At 56.0% G+C, this 19178-nt stretch carries 18 protein-coding genes; 11 read left to right on the top strand and 7 right to left on the bottom strand.

The window, feature by feature from the left end:
* Nucleotides 1-2 precede the first annotated feature (2 nt).
* Genes AC1RSM_RS17085 through AC1RSM_RS17075 form a run of 3 tightly spaced genes read right to left on the bottom strand, consistent with a single transcriptional unit; the run spans nt 3 to nt 2849 of the window.
* Nucleotides 3-1037, bottom strand: a complete 1035-nt coding sequence (locus tag AC1RSM_RS17085) for a TRAP transporter substrate-binding protein (RefSeq protein WP_492933772.1) — start codon at nt 1035-1037, stop codon at nt 3-5.
* Nucleotides 1038-1077: 40 nt separating this feature from the next.
* Nucleotides 1078-2367 (bottom strand): TRAP transporter large permease, encoded by a 1290-nt coding sequence (locus tag AC1RSM_RS17080; RefSeq protein WP_492933771.1) that lies wholly within the window; start codon nt 2365-2367, stop codon nt 1078-1080.
* Nucleotides 2364-2849 carry a TRAP transporter small permease gene (locus tag AC1RSM_RS17075; RefSeq protein WP_492933770.1) on the bottom strand — a complete coding sequence of 162 codons (486 nt, stop codon included), beginning with the start codon at nt 2847-2849 and terminating at the stop codon, nt 2364-2366. The genes AC1RSM_RS17080 and AC1RSM_RS17075 overlap by 4 nt, the downstream gene beginning before the upstream one ends.
* A gap of 500 nt (nt 2850-3349) precedes the next feature.
* On the opposite strand from AC1RSM_RS17075, the gene AC1RSM_RS17070 reads away from it, so the two are divergent.
* Entirely contained in the window at nt 3350-3817 is a 468-nt protein-coding gene (locus AC1RSM_RS17070; RefSeq protein WP_492933769.1) for a GNAT family N-acetyltransferase, read from the top strand.
* Nucleotides 3818-3994: 177 nt separating this feature from the next.
* Here the strand turns inward: AC1RSM_RS17070 and AC1RSM_RS17065 are convergent, their stop codons facing one another.
* The 4 genes from AC1RSM_RS17065 to dnaA all read right to left on the bottom strand — a co-directional run bounded on the left by AC1RSM_RS17065 (nt 3995) and on the right by dnaA (nt 9955).
* Nucleotides 3995-4696, bottom strand: a complete 702-nt coding sequence (locus tag AC1RSM_RS17065; protein ID WP_492933768.1) for a pseudouridine synthase — start codon at nt 4694-4696, stop codon at nt 3995-3997.
* A 216-nt stretch (nt 4697-4912) separates the two neighbouring features.
* Nucleotides 4913-7369, bottom strand: a complete 2457-nt coding sequence (gene gyrB / locus AC1RSM_RS17060) for a DNA topoisomerase (ATP-hydrolyzing) subunit B (RefSeq protein ID WP_492933767.1) — start codon at nt 7367-7369, stop codon at nt 4913-4915.
* 76 nt (nt 7370-7445) lie between these two features.
* Nucleotides 7446-8555, bottom strand: coding sequence for a DNA polymerase III subunit beta (gene dnaN / locus AC1RSM_RS17055; protein WP_492933766.1), 1110 nt, complete (start codon nt 8553-8555; stop codon nt 7446-7448).
* A gap of 2 nt (nt 8556-8557) precedes the next feature.
* Nucleotides 8558-9955: a chromosomal replication initiator protein DnaA gene (gene dnaA, locus AC1RSM_RS17050; protein ID WP_492933765.1), complete on the bottom strand. Its 1398-nt coding sequence runs from the start codon at nt 9953-9955 to the stop codon at nt 8558-8560.
* Nucleotides 9956-10179: 224 nt separating this feature from the next.
* On the opposite strand from dnaA, the gene rpmH reads away from it, so the two are divergent.
* The 10 genes from rpmH (at nt 10180) to AC1RSM_RS17000 (ending at nt 19139) form a co-directional block, all read left to right on the top strand.
* Nucleotides 10180-10314, top strand: a complete 135-nt coding sequence (gene rpmH, locus AC1RSM_RS17045; RefSeq protein WP_003800771.1) for a 50S ribosomal protein L34 — start codon at nt 10180-10182, stop codon at nt 10312-10314.
* A gap of 65 nt (nt 10315-10379) precedes the next feature.
* Nucleotides 10380-10745 carry a ribonuclease P protein component gene (locus tag AC1RSM_RS17040; protein ID WP_492933764.1) on the top strand — a complete coding sequence of 122 codons (366 nt, stop codon included), beginning with the start codon at nt 10380-10382 and terminating at the stop codon, nt 10743-10745.
* A complete protein-coding gene (gene yidD, locus AC1RSM_RS17035) occupies nt 10742-10984 on the top strand; it encodes a membrane protein insertion efficiency factor YidD (RefSeq protein ID WP_492933763.1) in 243 nt (80 codons plus the stop codon). Before AC1RSM_RS17040 ends, yidD begins: the two co-directional genes overlap by 4 nt.
* 107 nt (nt 10985-11091) lie before the next feature.
* A complete protein-coding gene (gene yidC / locus AC1RSM_RS17030; RefSeq protein WP_492933762.1) occupies nt 11092-12759 on the top strand; it encodes a membrane protein insertase YidC in 1668 nt (555 codons plus the stop codon).
* Between the two features lie 132 nt (nt 12760-12891).
* Nucleotides 12892-13815: a LysR family transcriptional regulator gene (locus AC1RSM_RS17025; protein WP_492933761.1), complete on the top strand. Its 924-nt coding sequence runs from the start codon at nt 12892-12894 to the stop codon at nt 13813-13815.
* 84 nt (nt 13816-13899) lie between these two features.
* Entirely contained in the window at nt 13900-14784 is an 885-nt protein-coding gene (locus tag AC1RSM_RS17020) for an SDR family NAD(P)-dependent oxidoreductase (RefSeq protein ID WP_492933760.1), read from the top strand.
* Complete coding sequence (locus AC1RSM_RS17015; protein ID WP_492933759.1) at nt 14774-15673, top strand: SMP-30/gluconolactonase/LRE family protein; 900 nt, start codon at nt 14774-14776, stop codon at nt 15671-15673. Before AC1RSM_RS17020 ends, AC1RSM_RS17015 begins: the two co-directional genes overlap by 11 nt.
* Nucleotides 15674-15817: 144 nt before the next feature.
* Nucleotides 15818-17197 (top strand): aspartate aminotransferase family protein, encoded by a 1380-nt coding sequence (locus AC1RSM_RS17010; RefSeq protein ID WP_492933758.1) that lies wholly within the window; start codon nt 15818-15820, stop codon nt 17195-17197.
* Nucleotides 17194-18255 (top strand): GNAT family N-acetyltransferase, encoded by a 1062-nt coding sequence (locus AC1RSM_RS17005; protein ID WP_492933757.1) that lies wholly within the window; start codon nt 17194-17196, stop codon nt 18253-18255. Before AC1RSM_RS17010 ends, AC1RSM_RS17005 begins: the two co-directional genes overlap by 4 nt.
* Nucleotides 18237-19139 (top strand): arginase family protein, encoded by a 903-nt coding sequence (locus tag AC1RSM_RS17000; RefSeq protein ID WP_492933756.1) that lies wholly within the window; start codon nt 18237-18239, stop codon nt 19137-19139. Before AC1RSM_RS17005 ends, AC1RSM_RS17000 begins: the two co-directional genes overlap by 19 nt.
* Nucleotides 19140-19178 lie beyond the last annotated feature (39 nt).

Raw genomic sequence — 19178 nt, 5'->3', positions numbered from 1 at the left:
GCTTAATCCTTGGAGACGCCCAGCTCGGCAGCGACACGGTCCAGCTCTGCACGGTAGAAAGTCAGCGCTTCCTGCGCCTCTACACCCTTGGCTTCGCTCAACCACTGCTGCTCAATCACTGCCAGCTTGGTCTTCATGGCTTCCAGTTGCTCGCCTTCAATACGATGCACCTTGATGCCTTCGGCGCTCAGGCGATCAAACGCTGCCATATTGTTCTTTTGCCAGACGCCGGAGAAGCGCTTGACCATGGCCTCGCCCGACAAGGCGTCAATCGCGGCGCGGTCGGCCTCGCTGATGCGCTGCCAGCTACGTTCGTTGACCACCATGAACTGACTGGAAGCCGAGAACCCGCCGGGCAGAAGGAACAGATTGGGCATGAAACGAGCCAGATTAAAGTCGATCACCGTGGTGTAGTTCTGGAACATGCCGTCGATAATGCCGCGCGAAATCTGGTCATAGGCTTCGGTCAAAGTCGAGGAAATCGACACCAGACCCAGCAGCTTGGCGATACGCTCCACCAGCACACCAGGGATGCGGATTTTGGTGCCATCCAGCTTGTCCAGGCTGTCTACTTTGGCAGCGGTCCACAATTGGTAGGAGCCGGGCACCCAAGCACCCAGCAACTTGGTGCCGGCATGCTCATTCTTGACCATGAAGTACTTCTGATAGGTGCGCCAGTAAGCCAGCGAGTTCACCTGGGCGTTCTCGGCAGTCATGGGCAGCTCCACCATTTCCGTCAGCTTGAAACGCTCCGGTGTGTAGGAGTGCACGCCAATCGTCATGTCTGCCACGCCGTTACGCACCAGATCGTAGTGCGATGCGGGCGTGCCCAAGGGGGGCAGTACCTGAATCTTCACACGGCCTTCTGTCGCCTTTTCCACATCCTTGGCCCAAGGGTTCAGCATCTCGGTAACCATGGGGTGAGTCGGCGGCAGCCAGTTGGAAAAACGCAGCGTGACGTTTTGCGCCTGCACGCTGGTGCTGGCGGCCAGGGCTACTGCTACTGTCCCCACCCATTTGCTAACTTGCTTAATCATGCTTATTCCTTCGAGAAAATCAGATTCAATAAAAAATGGCTTACATCAATGAGGGCAGAAACAAAGCAATGCCAGGAATTCCAATCAGGAGCGCCAGGCGCACCAAATCAGCGAACACAAAATAGATAACACCCCGGTAAATCGTGCTGAGCGACATGGACGGCACCACGGAATTGAGCACAAACACGTTCATCCCCAAGGGCGGTGTAATCAGGCCCACCTCGATCAAGGTGACCACCAGAATGCCGAACCAGATCGGGTCCAGGCCCAGGTTGATAATCAACGGGTAAACAATGGGCAGCGTCAGCAAGAGCATGGACATGCCTTCCAGCATGCAGCCCAAAACCAGATACAGCACCACGATGCCCAGCAAAATTCCCCAGCCCGGCAAGTCCCATTGCTGGACAGCGTCAGACAACATGGCAGTAAAGCCCGCCACGTTCACAAAGGTGGTGAAAATCTGTGCGCCAACCATGATCACGAAGATGGCCGCACTGGTCATGGCGGTTTCACGCAAGGCTGCCATCAGGCTCTGCCAGGAGAACTTGCGGCGCCAGATCATGATCAGCAAGGCACCCACCGCACCGATACCGGCCGCTTCCGTAGGCGTGAACAAATTGCCGTAAATACCGCCAATCACCAGCAAAAACAGCAGCAAGACAGAACCGACGCTCTTCAAACCACGGATACGCTCGGCCCAGGAACTGCGCTCACCCGCGCCAGCCAGGCCGGGGGTCATGCGGGTAGCCACCATGACGGCGCCGATGTACAACAACATGCCCAAGATGCCGGGCAGCACAGCCGCAATGAACAGCTTGCCGATGTCATTGCTGGTCAGTACGCCGTAAACAATCAAAGGCACGCTAGGCGGGATCATGGCCCCCAAAGTCCCTGCAGAGGCAATTGCCCCACCGGCCAAGGAGTCCGCGTAGCCATAACGCTTCATGGAGGGGTAGGCGACCCGGGCCATGGTGGCCGTCGTGGCGAAACTGGAGCCACACACAGCAGAAAACATCCCGCCTGACAGCACGGTGGCAATGGCCAGACCGCCGCGACGATGGCCCACAAAACGGTAAGCCAGATCAAACAGGTCTTTGGAGACGTCCGCCCGCGTCACCAGATTGCCCATCAAGATAAACAGGGGGATCACAGACAGGTTGTAGTTATGAACCAGGCGATACGAAGTCTCGGCAGCCATATAGGCGGCCGGGCCCCAATCGACTACATACGCAAAACCGCCAATACCCACCAAAGCCATCGCCACGGCGATAGGGACTTCCAAAATCATGAGCACGATCAAAATGACCATGCCAGCGACAACGACAGTCATTCTTTTTCCTCGGCGAGCTCGTCATGGTCGGCACTGACAAGGGCTGCCAGCGTGGATAGGGCACACATCAGCGCCGCAAAGTAGGCAAAAGGCGCTAATGGCAGATCAGCAAATACAGCGCGAGAGTTGGTCTGCGCAAACTGCACGCCCAGAGCCCACAGGTGATAAGCCAAAAAGGCCATCAGCACCGCCGTAGCCAGACGGCTGCACCAGCACAACAACAGCTGCAAAGGGCGATGACGGCCAGCGACGGCACGCAGCAAAGACACTTTGACGTGCTTGCCGCTGAGGGTGACAAAAGGCAGGGCGGCAAACACCATCACCCCGACCAGCACCTCGGTTAATTCAAAAGCGCCAGACAGCGGCCGCACAAAGCTGCGCATCATGACGTCGGCAAAGGCCACCGCCATCAGTGCCAGGATGGCCAGCGCCGCCATCCCGTACATAAAACTGCAAACATGACGCAAGAAACGGGTCTGCATCAATCTCCTCCCCTCTATAGGCACCGCATGTAAATTCACGTGCTCTGTGTAAATTCCGTGCATTAAATGTACACAAAATTCGCCCAAAAACAGAGTGATATTACTTTAAACCTCTAGTTTTATGAAAAAAATTCGCTTAGGGTTTTCCATTAAATATCAATGGAAAACTAGATTCAGCAAGGGTTTAAGAGCGGAGCACTCATACACATGAAGCAAGATTGCAGGATAAAGACGGTCGTAAAGTACGTGCACAAATACTTTACAAAACCCGGTGTAAATGTACAAAAGCCTTGTGCGAGAGGCACAGGCATACAGGGAGGCGGACTTCACGAGGGTCGGAGGCGGTAAAACAGATCGCTGGGCCCCGTAGGCCAGGATCGGAAACAGACGGATTAGCCCTGAGCGATGCGGGGGTATTTCGGCCAAAAGATTTGCCACCTCACCCTGCCCGGAATACCATCAAGGAGCTTGTTTCTTACTACTTATCAGGAGCCAGAACCATGCCCCAAATACGTCCTGCACAAGGTGCCGACACAGACGCTATCGGGAATTTGTACGCTGAACTATTTGCCCATATGCATGCGCTGCAATCGAATTACTACCTGCAAGCACGGCAAGACGAAAGCTTCATCCAGGCCATGATCGAATCGGATGAGGCAACCTTACTTGTGGCAGAAAACGACAGCCAGATTCTGGGGTTCATTATTGTTCAGCAGCAGAAAACACCACCCTACAACTGCATCGCGCCGCACGACTTTGCCTACATCATTGACTTGGTGGTGACGCAATCTGCACGGGGATCGGGCCTAGGGAAGCAGCTTATGCAGGCCGCCCAAGAGTGGGCTCAAGGGCGTGGGCTGAACTACATCGAGCTGGGGGTCCTGAGTAATAATCTGGGCGCTATCGCTCTGTATGAGCAGCTGGGCTTTGAACAAAACACCAGCATTATGCGCAAGGCGCTTAAATAAAGCGTGACACTGTAGTGCCAGCAAAACCATCACTTGGCACGGTCATAGAAAAAGCGCTCAAACAAAGCTTGTTTGAGCGCTTTTTTATAGCTGGCTTCCCAGAGCGAGAAGATCAAAGCCCGGAGCTTGATACGCCTTTGGATTCTCCCAACAAGAACCAAAGGTCAGGGAAACGGTTTAGCCCTCTGCGGCAAACTGCTGCACCTCGGCAGGAGTTAAATAACGCGACTCTCCTGGCTCCAGACTGGCGTCCAAAGACAGCGAGCCAATGCGCTCACGATGCAAGGTCTGAACCAGGTTCCCCAGGGAGGCAAACATACGCTTCACCTGATGGTATTTTCCTTCCTGAATAGTCAGCCTTGCGGTGCGTTCATCAATGCGTTCCAGCACGGCTGGCAGCGTCGGTTTATCCTCGCCATTCAACAAAATACCGGCCTGAAAAAGAGCTTCTGCGTTATCAGGCAAAGGTTCTGCCAAAGTTGCCACGTAGACCTTATCGCACTGGTGCCGGGGCGAGATAATCCGATGCGTCCATTGGCCGTCATCCGTAATCAAAATCAAGCCGGTGGTATCCACATCCAAGCGGCCGACGGTATGCAAACGCTCCCGCTTGTCCACGTCGATCAGCATCATCACGGACGGGTAGGCGCTATTTTTAAGGCTACATTCGTAACCAGCAGGCTTATTGAGCATGATGTAACGCAGGCCAATCAGGGCCAGCGGCTCGTCTTCCCAGAGCACCACATCACCCTCTTGGATAACGTGGGTGCCCTTGGTCACCACCTCCCCGTTAACCGTGATTTCCCCGCTTTTAAGCACTTTACGCGCGTCTGAGCGACTCAGATCCGTACTCTCACCAAGAAACTTGTCCAGTCGCATTCCATTTCCAAACAAATAGTTATTGAATCATGTTCTGTATTTTTGCTGCGCCCATCTTAACAATGAAATGAGCTCAACACAGGGCAGGGGGCAGATGTACCCTGCGCTACGCATAAAAAAGCGGCCACTAAAAAGTAGGCCGCTTTTTTACGTCTCGAATCCTTGGCCCGCTTATCTCATAGCACTAGGCCAACAATTCTTAACACCCGCACACCCTTAAATATCCAGATTCCCCGCCTGCAAGGCATGGGATTCGATAAAGGCGCGACGAGGTTCGACGTGATCACCCATCAAGGTGGTGAAGATCTGGTCTGCGTCGATAGCATCAGCGATCTGAACTCGCAGCAGGCGACGGGCGGTGGGGTCCATGGTGGTTTCCCACAGCTGGCTTGGGTTCATCTCACCCAGACCTTTGTAGCGCTGTTTGCTCAAGCCGCGTTCGGCTTCGGTCAGCAGCCATTGCATGACTTCACGGAAGTCATCCACGGGCGTTTCACGGCGTTTCTCGCCCTCTCCGCGGGCAACGATGGCACCTTCACCGATCAGACCGGAGAAGATCTCGCCAGCGCGAGCCAGTGTCTGGTGATCGCCACCACGAGCAAAGTTGCGATCGAACACCGTCACGCGGATGTTGCCGTGATGCAGGCGCTGCACGACTACGCGCCAGGAGTCGCTGGCTTCGTCGTAGGCGGCGAAGGTCTTGACCACATTAGGCAAGGCTTCGTCGAACAGAACCTCTTGCAGATCCTGAGCGCTTTTCTCGGCCGTTTCCTGATTTTCCAGATTCAGCTTCACGCCCTCAGCCAAAGCCGACAGCGCATCGCCGTCCATATGACGCGACAAACGCGCCATCACACCCTTGGCTTTCACGTAGCGATGAGCGTAGTCAGACAGTGCTTCGCCCGTAATGGGAGCAGCACCGACCGAGGGAGTCAGCACGGCATCACGCAGTGCCAGCTTGAGCATGAATTCTGCTTCCTCGCCATCGTCCTTCAGGTAAATCTCTTCGCGGCCAACCTTGACCTTGTACAGCGGCGGCTGGGCGATGTAGACGTAGCCACGATCAATCAGCTCTGGCATCTGACGGTACAGCAAGGTCAGCAGCAGGGTACGAATGTGAGCACCGTCCACGTCCGCGTCAGTCATGATGATGATGCGGTGGTAACGCAGCTTGTCGATATCAAAGTCCGGGCCAATGCTGGTACCCAGCGCGGTGATCAACGTGGTGATCTGTTCGCTGGAAATCAAACGATCGAAGCGGGCTTTTTCTACGTTCAGCACCTTGCCGCGCAGGGGCAAGATGGCCTGGAATTTACGGTCTCGGCCTTGCTTGGCCGAGCCGCCTGCGGAGTCACCCTCCACAATGTACAGTTCGCACAAGGCGGGGTCTTTTTCCTGGCAGTCGGCCAGTTTGCCGGGCAAGCCAGCGCCTTCCAGAATGCTCTTGCGACGCGTCATCTCGCGCGCTTTACGGGCCGCTTCACGGGCACGCGCCGCTTCTACGATCTTGCCGCACAGCGCTTTGGCGTCGTTGGGGTTCTCCAACAACCAGGTTTCCAGGGTACGGCCCACTGCCTCTTCAACGGCAGGGCGCACTTCGCTGGAGACCAGCTTGTCTTTGGTCTGGCTGCTGAACTTGGGCTCAGGCACTTTGACCGACAGAACACAAACCAGACCTTCGCGCATGTCGTCGCCCGAGGTATCGACCTTGGCTTTTTTGGCCAGCTCGTTATCGGCGATGTACTTGTTCAGTACGCGGGTCATGGCCGCACGCAGACCGGTCAGGTGGGAACCACCATCGCGCTGCGGAATATTGTTGGTAAAGCACAGCACGGTTTCGGCGTAGCTGTCGTTCCACTGCATGGCCACTTCAACATTGACCATGGCGGTGCCGCCCGCGTTGGACTCAGTGGCCACGCTAAACACGTTGGGGTGCAGTGGGGTCTTGTTGCGGTTGATGAATTCCACAAACCCTTTAACGCCACCCAAGAAAGCGAAGTCTTCTTCTTTACCCAGAATTTCGTCAACCAGGCGGATCTTCACGCCATTGTTCAGGAAAGACAGCTCGCGCAGACGCTTGGCCAGAATTTCGTGGTGGTATTCGATATTGGTAAAAATTTCCACGTCCGCCAGGTAGCGCACGCAGGTACCCGTGCGCTCGCCTGCTGAGCCGGTAACGGCCAGGGGCGCAGTGCGCTCGCCACGGCGGAACTCAACCTGGTGTTCGCTGCCGTTGCGCCAGATGGTCAGCAACAGCCATTCGGACAGGGCGTTCACACAAGAGACACCCACACCGTGCAAGCCACCGGACACCTTGTAGGAGTTCTGGTCAAACTTGCCGCCAGCGTGCAGCTCGGTCATAACGATTTCCGCGGCGCTGCGCTGGTGCTCGTCGTCCTTGTGGATATCGGTAGGAATACCGCGGCCGTTATCGCACACCGAAATGCTGTTATCGGAGTGGATGGTGACGACGATATCGTCGCAATGACCGGCCAAGGCCTCATCGATCGCGTTATCCACCACCTCGAAAACCATGTGGTGCAAGCCGGTGCCATCGGAGGTATCCCCGATGTACATGCCTGGACGCTTGCGCACGGCCTCCAGGCCTTTGAGCATTTTGATGGAATCAGCACCGTAATCAGCGGGCTGGGTGGTCGTGGTTTGATCGGTCATAGCGTAAAACCTTGTAATAGCCTGTCTGCTTCAAGCGGGTATGGCCCGGCGGGCCATACCGATCGAACATGCCGCATTAGATGCGCATCGGCATGACCACGTACTTGAATTCTTCTTGCTCGGGCAGCGTCATCAACACCGACGCGTTGGCGTCGGGCTGCACCGACCAGCGGACGGTTTCGTCCTTAATGCTGGCCAACACATCAAGCAAGTAGCTGACGTTAAAACCTACGTCCAGACTTTCGTGTTCATAATCAATATCCAGCTCTTCAACGGCTTCTTCCTGTTCAGCATTGGAAGCAGAAATCTTGAGCTGGTTTTGCGACAACTGCAGTCGCACACCACGCAGTTTATCGGTGGTCAAAATGGCAGCACGTTGCAAGCTGCCTTGCAGCACTTCACGGCTGACATCAAAGTGGCGGGTGTAGTTGGAAGGAATCACACGGGCAAAGTCCGGGAATTTGCCTTCCACCAGTTTGGAGACCAGCTCCACATCGCCAAAACGGAAACGGATCTGACGGCTGGACACATCAATGTTGACCAGATCGTCGGTATCGCCCAGCAGGCGCTGCATTTCCAGCACGGTCTTGCGTGGCACGATGATGTCGTGACGTTCCTGCACCCCTTCAATGGCGGTGGCATTATGAGCCAGGCGGTGGCCGTCGGTGGTAACCGTACGTACCAGACCGGGTTCAAACACCAGCAACATACCGTTCAGGTAGTAGCGGATATCTTGCTGAGCCATGGCAAAGTGCACCGTGTTGAACAGGTGCTTGAGCGTGCGCTGGGGCAGGCTCAAGGACACGTCCCACTGCTCGGGCATGTTCAGCACTGGAAAATCAGCCGCTTCCAGGGTTTGCAGCTGAAAACGGCTCTTGCCGGACTGGATGGTCAGCTTGCCGCTGTCCAGGCCCAGGCGCACATCGCCAAAATCAGGCAGGGCTTTCAGAATATCCAGCAGCTTGCGGGCCGCAACCGTGGTGGCCGCCGTATCGTCGCTGACGCCAAAATCGGCACTGGTCGTAATCTGCACTTCCAGGTCTGTTGCCAGGAAAGAGACGTCCGAGCCGTTTTTACGCAGCAAGATGTTGGCCAGGATCGGCAAAGTATGGCGGCGCTCCACAATGCCAACAACTGTGGATAAGGGCTTTAGCAATGCGTCGCGGGTAGCTTGAACGAGTTGCATGGTCATCCTTTGAGAGTTTGTTCCAGTACGTGTAATGCGTGATTCAATTCGGCTTGCTTGGTGCGTGCATCCGAGATTTTGCGCACCGCGTGCAGCACCGTAGTGTGGTCCCTACCACCGAAAAGATCGCCAATTTCCGGCAAACTCTTTTGGGTCAGTTCCTTGGCCAGATACATAGCTACCTGGCGCGGCATGGCGATATTGGCAGGGCGGCGCTTGGAATACATGTCCGCGACCTTGATTTTATAAAAATCAGCCACGGTTTTCTGAATATTTTCCACTGTGATCTGCCCATTGGAGACCGACAGCAAATCCTTCAGTGCATCCTTGCACACTTCCACCGTCAAGACATCGCGGCCATGAAAACGGGCGTAGGCCGAAACCTTGCGTAGCGCCCCTTCCAGCTCGCGCACATTGCTGCGCAAATGCTTGGCAATGAAAAAGGCCACTTCCTCGGGCATGGCAATGCCTTCGGCCTGGGCTTTGCGCAGCAAAATCGCCACACGCATCTCCAGCTCGGGCGGCTCGATTGCCACCGTCAGGCCAGAGTCAAAACGCGAGATCAGCCGGCTATCAATATTGGCCAGCTCTTTGGGATAGGTATCCGAGGTGATGATGATCTGTTTGCGCTGCGCCACCATCGCTTCAAACGCGTAGAAAAACTCTTCCTGCGTCCGGTTCTTGCCCGCGAAAAACTGAATATCGTCAATCAGCAACAAGTCCAGTGAGTGGTAATAACGCTTGAACTCGTCAAAGGCTTTGCGCTGATAGGCCTTGACCACATCCGACACGTATTGGTCGGCATGGACGTAACGTACTCGTACACCATTGCCATTGGCCACCAAAGCATTGCCAATCGCATGAATCAAGTGTGTCTTGCCCAGACCCACGCCACCATAAAGGAAGAGGGGGTTATAGGAGACACCGGGGTTTTCTGCCACCTGCAAGGCCGCTGCGCGTGCCAGCTGGTTGGCTTTACCCGTTACGAAATTATCGAAGGTCAGTTCGGCGTTCAGGCGTGAGCGATCCTGCACGGCATCCACAACCGCTGCCATGGCAGGGTTGGCGGTAGCCGGGGCCGCCACATCACCGGTCGGGCCGCCCGCCACTTGCGGGGCGGCACGATCGGCCAGGGCACGGCGCGGTGTCGCGCTGGCCGAAGGCAGCTCGAACTGAACAGTGACGGGACATTCGTAGAAGTCCGAGGCCAGTTCCTCTATACGTGTGGCGAAATTCTTGCGGACCCAATCCAGTTTGAAACGATTAGGAGCAGAAACGCGCAACACTCCGGCTTCACTGTCGAAGTCCAGAGGAACCAGTGGACGTATCCACGCGCTTATTTGTTGGGGGGGAAGCTCCTGCTCCAATTTCTGAACGCAGGACTGCCAGAATTCATTCATCGGTCATCACTTCTGTAAACCTCGATTCTACCCTGAGCTGTGCCAAGTTATCCACAGGCTAACAAATTTAGTTGCGTAATATCGGGCTAAATAATTGACACAACAGAAAGAATTTGCTGAAATGACGGGCTTAACACGATTTTCTGTTGCCAGATCCCAAGCCGTTGTGCTGCCGGGGTGGAGATTTTCTGCGATTTCTGGCGGCTCATTTTTTTGGATACACCATGAAACGCACCTACCAACCCTCTGTTACCCGTCGCAAGCGTACCCACGGTTTTCGCGTTCGCATGAAAACTCGCGGTGGTCGCGCTGTTTTGAACGCACGTCGCGCCAAAGGTCGCAAACGTCTGGCTGTATAAGCCATGTCGGGATGCGTGGCCTAGGGTGATGGATATTCTAAAGCCCGACTCCCACGTTACGCATCATGCGTGCCTCCTTTCCAGCTACGGCTCGCTTACATAGCCCCACCGAATACGCTCAGTCACTAAAAGGACAGCGCGTAGGTCGCGGGGCTTTGTTCGTTGTCACTCGCTCCAGGGGCGATGACCCGCACCAAACCGAAGGCGCTCGTTTGGGACTTATTGTTCCCAAACGTTTTGCCAATCGTGCCGTCACCCGCAACACCATCAAACGTATTTTGCGCGAAACCTTCCGCCACAAGCGGGAAGACTTGCCCAATGGCGCCTATGTCTTTAGGCTGCACAGCAAAGTACCTTTGGTGTCGTTGACCGCCTTAAAGCAACTGGTTCGCCATGAAGCCAACACCTTGTTTGCCAAGGTACGGCCATGATGCGCAAACTGGCCTCGGCACCGATCCGCTTTTACCAGTTTTTTCTCAGTCCCTGGATCGGTAGAAACTGTCGCTTTACCCCCAGTTGTTCCAATTATGCTTTGCAGGCCATAGAAATACATGGCCCGCTCAAAGGGCTATGGCTGGGTGGTGTGCGCATTTGCCGCTGCAACCCCTGGTGTAAAGGGGGGCATGACCCTGTCCCCGAACGCACGCCCGAAGACCGCAACACTGACTAAAATCGTCCTGGTCTGCGCCTTGTTTTTTGAGGCAATTCCCTCTTTGCAGACCAGCTACGTTAAACTGCTAAGCTTTTGCTCAGCTTTATAAATGTGATACAGGCGCTATGGATATCCGACGCACCATCCTATGGATGATCTTCTCCTTTGCACTGCTGCTGCTGTGGAACAACTGGCAGGAATATAACGGCAAGCCTTCGCTGTTCGCTTCCACCCCAGCCACCACACAAGCGCCAGCAGCCTCCGACGAACCTGCCGCAAATGGTGGTGTTCCCGCTGCTCAAGAGCCGACTGCGTCTGCTGCCTTGCCCTCGAGCAACAGCGCGGTATCTGCCACGGCCCAGACCATCGACATTACAACGGATGTCTACAAGCTTGGCTTTAGCACGGAAGGTGCGCAGCTGATCAAGGCTGAACTGCTGAAGTACGGTTCGCCCGACAATCCAGAGCAACCCATGGTGCTGCTGGATAACTCGGCCGCCTCCATTTACCTGGCTCAGTCCGGTATTGTGGGTGCCGCCGGCCAGAACCTGCCTAATCACCTGACCCCGTTTGCCCTGGTTTCCAGCCAGCGCAGCATGACAGGCGATACGCTGGACGTCGTATTTGAAGCCACCTCGGACGATGTGAAGGTCACCAAGACCTACACGCTGCACAAGGGTCGCTACGACATCCAGGTCCGTCACGACATCCAGAACAATACGGGCGCCACGATCGACCCTCGCCTGTATCTGCAACTGACCCGTGATGGCAACAACCCTGCCGACTCTTCGCGCCTGTACAGCACCTTTACCGGTCCTGTGGTCTATTCCAGCGGCGACAAATTCCAGAAGATCACCTTCTCGGATATCGACAAAAACAAAGCCACCTACGCTCGCAGCGTGGATAACGGCTGGATTGGCATGGTGCAGCACTACTTTGCAACGGCCTGGGTTCCTGCCCAAGACGTGCAGCGCACCAATGAAATCCTGAAGCTGGGCAACAATCTGTACGCTGCCCGCACAATGGAACCCGTTGGCAGTATTGCCGCCGGTCAAAGCAAAGCAGTGGATGCCGCTCTGTGGGTAGGCCCACAAGACCAGAAAGCCATGTCGCAATTGGCTACCGGTCTGGATCTGGTGGTGGACTACGGCTGGTTGACCATCATCTCCAAGCCGCTGTTTAAGCTGCTGACCTGGTTGCACTCCCTGTTGGGTAACTGGGGTTGGTCCATCGTGGCCCTGACCGTGCTGATCAAGCTGGTGTTCTTCCCACTGTCGGCTGCCAGCTACCGCTCCATGGCCAAAATGAAGCAGTTTGCCCCTCGCATGCAAGCATTGCGCGAGAAGTTCGGTGACGACAAGGCCAAACTGAACGCTGCCATGATGGAGATGTACCGCACCGAAAAGATCAACCCGCTGGGTGGCTGTTTGCCTATGCTGGTTCAGATTCCGGTGTTTATTGCACTGTACTGGGTCTTGCTGGGCAGCGTGGAAATGCGCGGCGCCCCCTGGATTCTGTGGATTCATGACTTGGCCGCACGCGACCCATGGATGATTTTGCCCGCCATCATGATGGGTACCATGTTCCTGCAGATCAAGTTGAACCCCACTCCACCTGATCCAATGCAAGCCAAAGTCATGATGCTGATGCCTCTGGTCTTTGGTGGCATGATGTTCTTCTTCCCCGCCGGTCTGGTTCTGTACTGGTGCGTGAACAACATCTTGTCCATCGCCCAACAGCGCTACATCATGGTTCAGATCGAAAAGAAAAGCGCGAAGGCAACCAATAGCTGATCTCGCACTGATATAAAAAAGCCCCGCCCAAGCAATTTGGCGGGGCTTTTTTTTGGGGTGGGGCAAACCAACCCTGAGCCCTGAGCCCCGGTTTGTTAGTATCAAAAATCGATAACCCTAAGTGCGCCCCCCATGGTCGAAACCCGCCTGCTGTACCAATTCATTGCCGTGGCTGAGGAGCTGCACTTTAACCGTGCTGCGCAGCGTCTGCACATGGCCCAGCCACCACTGAGCCAGGCCATTCGTCGGCTGGAGCAGGAGATCGGCGCGACGCTCTTCGAGCGCAATAACCGCAACGTTGCCCTGACGCCCGCCGGGGCCAGCTTTCTGAACTCAGCCAAACAGATAGTGCAGCAGCTTGAGGCCAGCATTGAACAGACCCGACGCGTCGCCCAAGGTATCGAGGGCAATCTCACCCTGACCTTCATCAACATCGCCCCCTATCGCGCCTTGCTGCATGCCCTGCGACGCTTTCGCTCTGCATCCCCCGCCGTGTCCTTCACCATGCAGGAAGCCACCACACAGGAGCAGATCCAAGCCCTGGAAGAGGGCCGCGCCGATCTGGGCTTTATGAGGCCACCGGGCAGAACCGCTCCGGGTCTGCGGTTTGTCTCCATCCTGCGTGAACCTGTGGTGCTGGCTGTGCCAGCCACGCATCGTCTGGCAAATCTGCAAACTGTTCCACTGGCTGCGCTGCGGGATGAAGCCTTCGTCGCTTCGCCCCGACACTTGGGCCAAGGCTTTCATGATCAGTTAATCCAGCTTTGCGAAGCGGCAGGTTTCGTCCCGCACATTGCTCAACAGGCACGGCAACTTCAGACTCTGGTGGCTTTGGTGGCCAGCAACTTCGGGCTGGCTCTGCTGCCTGCCTCGCTGGCCCAAGACAAGCGGGATGATGTGGTATTCCGGCCCATTGTGGTGGATGCCCCCGACTCCCTGCGCTCTGTGGAATTACTGATGGCCTGGAACGAACATCGCTCTAGTGCCATCCGGGACAGGCTGATCGAGGAGGTGCGTCAGGCCATGTCGCTAGAACCCTTAATTGAGACTATTTAGATATCATTCGATAACAAATAATATATTTTACGGACAGATCTGAACGCTTCATCATCGTGATAACCAGACTCAAGGAAACTCACCATGAAGCAGGAACAAGCCACTAACACGGAGCTATTCAAGGGCAAGGTCGCCATTGTCACCGGAGCCGCCCAAGGGCTGGGATTAGCCTACGTTCAGGCACTGCTGGACAGGGGTGCCTGCGTAGTCTCCAGCGACCTGGGTACGGACCGCAGCGGCGCGGGGGAGAACCAAAACCTGATTACCCAAGCGGCCCAAAACCTGCGGGCCAATCAGGGACAGTTGATCACCCATAGCGGCCGCCTGGATCATGAAGCCGGCTGCAAGGAACTGATTGAGCTGGCCATCTCCCACTTCGGGACGCTGGACATACTGATTCACAACGCAGGTTGGGTGGGCTACCAGCCCATCGAGGAGCAGGAAAACGACTTTTTGGAGCGCTCCCTGGGCATCAACGTGCATGCACCTGTGTGGCTAAGCAAGCACGCCTGGGCACATCTGAAACAATCGTCCTCCCCGCGCATCGTCCTGAACACCTCCGATAGAGCCATGTATGAGCAGTACGCGCAGCCCGGTCTGGTGGCCTACGCCGCAGGCAAAATGGCTCAGCTAGGCATCATGAATGCCCTGAGTATGGAAGGTAAAGCGCATGGCATCCTAGTCAATGCGATCTCCCCGGTGGCCAAGACGCGCATGTGGGGGATTACAGAAGCACCAGAAAACCTCAAGCCTGAATGGGTCGCACCGGGGGTGCTGTATCTAGCCAGCCCCCTGTGCCAAGACAGCGGCATCATTCTGCGTGCCAGCAACGGCCAGTTCACCGCTACCTGCTTTCAGGAAAACCCAGGCGTTGTTTACCCAACGGATTTGGCCCGCATCAAATGTGCCAGCGTAGAGGATATCGCCCGCCACTGGCCAAGCATCAAGGAATTTGGCGATGCCGCATAACTACGACTTACGCCAGATTGCTCCGGCTCAGGCCGACCTGGGGGAAAGTCCCGTCTGGGATGCCAACACCGGGCTTTTGTACTTTGTGGATATTACCCAAGGGCAAATCAAAGCCCTGACGCCACAGGCAAGGCTTAGCACTGTCTATCAATCTACCGCCCGAATCGGCGCGCTGGCACTAAGCGATCACGGCAATCTGATCTTTACCGAAAACTCCCGTGTCACCCTGCTGGATACCAAAACCGGCACGATCTCCAGGTATAGCAATTCTGTAGAAGAAGCGACGAGCTATCGTTTCAATGATGGGGCCTGCGATCCGCAAGGGCGATTTGTCACCGGCCTGATGGATGAAGCACGAAGCGGCAAAACAGGCGCGCTGTATCGCTATGACGGCGAGCTCCGAGCCCAACAAATCCACGCAGGCATGTCCTTGCCCAATGGCTTGGCTTGGTCAGCCGATGGCAAAACGATGTTCTTTGTGGACTCCGTAGCCTGCTCCATCTTTAAAGCCGACTACTCCCTGGCCAATGACGAACTGACCGCGGTGAGTCTGTTTGCACAGACTCCGGCGGCACTGGGCCGCCCCGATGGCATCGCACTGGATCAAGCCGGTGGCCTGTGGGTTTGCCAGTTCAACGGAGCGTGTCTGCTGCAGTACGACAATAAGGGGCAATTGATTGATCGCGTCGCCATGCCGGTGCCACGCCCCACCAGTTGTTGTTTTGGCGGGCCTGATCTGGACACCTTGTTCATCACCACTGCGCGCTTTGCCATGACAGGCGCAGAGCTGGAGCAATACCCCCAAGCTGGCAATATTTATGCCATCCGCCCTAAAATCGGCGGTCTGGCACGCCACCTGTTCAAAGAGCAGGCCGCAACACGGGATTGAGAACAAAGGCGCCAATCCGGGGCAGAAACCCCGTCACTGACACAATATGATGGCCATCTCCACACTTCGTCCATCATCCATCAACGCTTAGTCCAACTTGCCTACGTACATTGAGTTAGCACCCTTTTCAGGAGAACTACCTCAATGTCCCTCAACATCGAAAACCTGCTGGCCGACGAAGCTCGCTATTCCTCATTTGGCGATACCGTTCACTACGTAGACCCGCCCAAAGTCTTCACCGGTTGCGAAGGCAGCTACTTGTACGACAACGACGGCAAAGCCTATCTGGATTTACAGATGTGGTATTCGGCGGTGAACTTTGGCTATCGCAATACACGTCTGGAAGATGCGCTCAAGAATCAGCTGGGCACGCTGCCACAGGTTGCCAGCCAATACCTGCATCCCACCAAGATCGAGCTGGCTCGAGTCATTGCCCAAGATGCCGAACGCAAATGGGGGCAGGCTGGCCGCGTGCACTTTAACGTCGGCGGCGCCCAAGCCGTTGAGGACTCCCTGAAGCTGGTACGTAATGCCTCTCAGGGCAAAAGCTTGATGTTCGCGTTCGAGGGCGGCTATCACGGTCGTACCTTGGGCGCCTCCAGCATCACCTCCAGCTACCGCTACCGTCGCCGCTTTGGTCACTTCAGCGACCGCGCACAATTCATTCCTTTCCCTTACCCCTTCCGTCGCCCCAAAGGCATGAGCTCGGAAGAATATGGGGACTCGATTGTGCGCGACTTCGCCCGCAAGTTTGAAAACGAGTATCACGCTATCTGGGACCCTAAAACCAATCAGTGCGAATACGCTGCTTTCTACATTGAGCCTATTCAGGGCACAGGCGGCTACGTCATTCCCCCGCCTAATTTCTTTAAAGGACTGAAGCAGGTTCTGGATCAGCACGGCATCTTGATGGTGGTCGATGAAATCCAGATGGGTTTCTGGCGTACCGGCACACTGTGGTCCATTGAGAACTTTGGCGTCACCCCGGACGTATTGGTTTTTGGCAAAGCCTTGACCAATGGTCTGAACCCGCTGTCTGGTATCTGGGCTCGCGAAGAACTCATCAACCCTACCGTGTTCCCGCCCGGCTCGACCCACTCCACCTTCGCCTCCAACCCTCTGGGTACGGCAGTAGGTCTGGAAGTGATGAAGATGACACACGAAGTGGATTTTGGCCGTCAGGTTCGCGAGTCCGGTGCCTACTTCCTGGAAGGCCTGCGCGATCTGCAAAAACGCCATACCGAAATTGGTGATGTAGACGGCTTGGGTCTGGCGCTGCGTGCCGAGATCTGCACCACGGACGGCTTCACCCCCAACAAGGCGCTGCTGGATCGCATGGTGGATATTGGCCTGGCTGGCGATCTGGATTACCAGGGCGAAAAACGAGGCCTGGTGCTGGATGTGGGCGGTTACTACAAGAACGTGATCACCTTCGCACCGTCGCTGAACATTAGCCGCAGCGAGATCGACGAAGCCATGGTTCTGCTCGATCAACTGATCACCCGCGCCAAGCAGTCTCAATGAAACCACGCTTGTTAAATGCACTGGAACCAGCAGGGCTGGTGCAGCGCTTCATGGCGCATCCCCCACAAGGGTTTGCGGCATTGAAGGAGCTGCCCATGCCTGCCTTCCAGGCTCCCTTCAATCTGCTGACCACAGCAGACGATGAGCTGAAAGAGCGACTGCACCGCCTGCCGGGGCAGTCGTGGTGGCAGCGTTGGCTGACGGTACGTACCGCTTTTGTGGGTACGACCGTCAGTGAATACGCCTGGCTGCCCACTGACCCGGATGTTCAAGGGCTGGCCAGCACCCTGCGTAAAACACTGGGAAGGCGCTATCCCCTGAGCATCATCAAGGATCTGCCCGACAGTTCACCGTTGCTCAGCGCTCGCGCCAATGCACAAACCAATGCGTTGGTCAGCGCCTGCGTGGACGAGGGCTATATCTTGCTGCAAGGTCAGGCGCTGGCTTACGTGCCTATTGATTTTCCAGACACAGAAACCTATCTGTCCCGCTTGCCCAAGGACGCGCGTCGCTATCTGACACGCAAACTGCGCAAGCGCGATCAGTTGACGGTTCGGCAGGTCAAAACCGGCAAGGCTTTCGCTGACGATGCTCGGGTAGATCAGTACTACGCGCTGTACCGCAGCGTCTATACGCAAAGTGAGGTCCATTTTGATCTGCTCAGCCGGGACTTTTTTGCCGCTGTACTGCGTGATGAAAGCATGCCGGGGCTGGTATTTGAATACCACCGGGTGGACTCAGGTGAACTGATTGGCTGGAACCTGTGCTTTGAGCATGAAGGCCGTCTGGTCGACAAATACATCGGCCTGTCCTACCCGGAATCACGCGAACTAAGCCTGTATTTCGTCAGCTGGATGGTCAATCTGGAATACGCCCTGACGCATGGCCTGAGCCACTACATTGCGGGCTGGACAGACCCCGGCGTCAAGGCAATGCTGGGTGCGCAGTTTACCCCGACACGCCACCTCATCTATGTGCGCAATCCGCTGTTGCGTGCACTGGCTCGGCGCTTGCTGGGACATTTTGAAATGGATAAATCATGGCTGCAACAGACCTGATCCGACCGCCTGTAGTACTGGATACGGACGGCTCAGTGGGCCGCTTTCCCGGTGAAATCCGCATCACGGTAGACAGTGCATGGCGCGAAGCGCTGCGTTTTGGCTGCCGGCGGACCACCTTGTTTGAGGGTATGGCCCAGCTGACACCCTTCATGCCCGAGCCCTGGGAACACGGCCCGGTCTTTTTGGGCAGCGGAGACTTTCATCACATGAGCTGGCCGCTTATTTTGCGCTGCCTGAGCAAGCAGGATCAGCCCATTGAAGTGGTCGTGCTGGACAACCATCCTGACAATATGCGCTTTCCTTGGGGTATCCATTGCGGCTCCTGGGTACACGAAGTCGCCAAGCTGCCACAGGTGGCCCAAGTGCATGTGATCGGCATTACCTCCCAGGACATCGGCTTTGGCCATGTCTGGGAGCATCATCTGGGCGCTCTCTATACCCGCAAAGTCACTTACTGGAGCAGCGGGGTGAACGTTAACTGGACCAGCCGCATGGGGCTGGCGTCTTGTTTTCGCCGTTTTCCGGATCTGGACACGCTGGTTCAGGCGGCCAGCGATCACCTGGCCCAGTCTGATAGGCCGGTATATCTGAGTATTGATAAAGACGTTTTCGACCCCGAGGTTCTGCGCACCAACTGGGACCAAGGAAAAATGCAGGAACCGCATCTGCGTATGTTGCTCAAGGCGCTGCGCGGGCGCATCCTCAGCAGCGATGTGACGGGTGACGTATCCACCTGGGAATATCGCAGCGCCTGGAAGCGATGGCTCAGCGCCGCAGACGGGCAAGAGACCGCCTTGAACCCGGCTGACTTACCGCAATGGCAAGCTCGCCAGCATCAGTTCAATCTGCAACTGAACCGCTGGCTCAAGGAACTAGGCTAAAACACGACAAGCCATGCAAAAACCGCCCCAACGCTTCCC

Source organism: Alcaligenes sp. GW821-FHT11D07 (assembly GCF_058808495.1).
This window is presented reverse-complemented; position numbering and strand designations above follow the sequence as displayed.

Excerpts from the sequence above, each read along its gene's own strand:
- AC1RSM_RS17085 (WP_492933772.1), bottom strand. The coding sequence starts at position 1,037 with ATGATTAAGCAAGTTAGCAAATGGGTGGGGACAGTAGCAGTAGCCCTG.
- dnaN (WP_492933766.1), bottom strand. The coding sequence starts at position 8,555 with ATGCAACTCGTTCAAGCTACCCGCGACGCATTGCTAAAGCCCTTATCC.
- AC1RSM_RS17025 (WP_492933761.1), top strand. The coding sequence starts at position 12,892 with ATGGTCGAAACCCGCCTGCTGTACCAATTCATTGCCGTGGCTGAGGAG.
- AC1RSM_RS17080 (WP_492933771.1), bottom strand. The coding sequence starts at position 2,367 with ATGACTGTCGTTGTCGCTGGCATGGTCATTTTGATCGTGCTCATGATT.
- AC1RSM_RS17015 (WP_492933759.1), top strand. The coding sequence starts at position 14,774 with ATGCCGCATAACTACGACTTACGCCAGATTGCTCCGGCTCAGGCCGAC.
- dnaA (WP_492933765.1), bottom strand. The coding sequence starts at position 9,955 with ATGAATGAATTCTGGCAGTCCTGCGTTCAGAAATTGGAGCAGGAGCTT.
- AC1RSM_RS17020 (WP_492933760.1), top strand. The coding sequence starts at position 13,900 with ATGAAGCAGGAACAAGCCACTAACACGGAGCTATTCAAGGGCAAGGTC.
- yidD (WP_492933763.1), top strand. The coding sequence starts at position 10,742 with ATGATGCGCAAACTGGCCTCGGCACCGATCCGCTTTTACCAGTTTTTT.
- AC1RSM_RS17005 (WP_492933757.1), top strand. The coding sequence starts at position 17,194 with ATGAAACCACGCTTGTTAAATGCACTGGAACCAGCAGGGCTGGTGCAG.
- AC1RSM_RS17010 (WP_492933758.1), top strand. The coding sequence starts at position 15,818 with ATGTCCCTCAACATCGAAAACCTGCTGGCCGACGAAGCTCGCTATTCC.
- AC1RSM_RS17040 (WP_492933764.1), top strand. The coding sequence starts at position 10,380 with ATGCGTGCCTCCTTTCCAGCTACGGCTCGCTTACATAGCCCCACCGAA.
- yidC (WP_492933762.1), top strand. The coding sequence starts at position 11,092 with ATGGATATCCGACGCACCATCCTATGGATGATCTTCTCCTTTGCACTG.
- AC1RSM_RS17075 (WP_492933770.1), bottom strand. The coding sequence starts at position 2,849 with ATGCAGACCCGTTTCTTGCGTCATGTTTGCAGTTTTATGTACGGGATG.
- AC1RSM_RS17070 (WP_492933769.1), top strand. The coding sequence starts at position 3,350 with ATGCCCCAAATACGTCCTGCACAAGGTGCCGACACAGACGCTATCGGG.
- rpmH (WP_003800771.1), top strand. The coding sequence starts at position 10,180 with ATGAAACGCACCTACCAACCCTCTGTTACCCGTCGCAAGCGTACCCAC.
- AC1RSM_RS17065 (WP_492933768.1), bottom strand. The coding sequence starts at position 4,696 with ATGCGACTGGACAAGTTTCTTGGTGAGAGTACGGATCTGAGTCGCTCA.
- AC1RSM_RS17000 (WP_492933756.1), top strand. The coding sequence starts at position 18,237 with ATGGCTGCAACAGACCTGATCCGACCGCCTGTAGTACTGGATACGGAC.
- gyrB (WP_492933767.1), bottom strand. The coding sequence starts at position 7,369 with ATGACCGATCAAACCACGACCACCCAGCCCGCTGATTACGGTGCTGAT.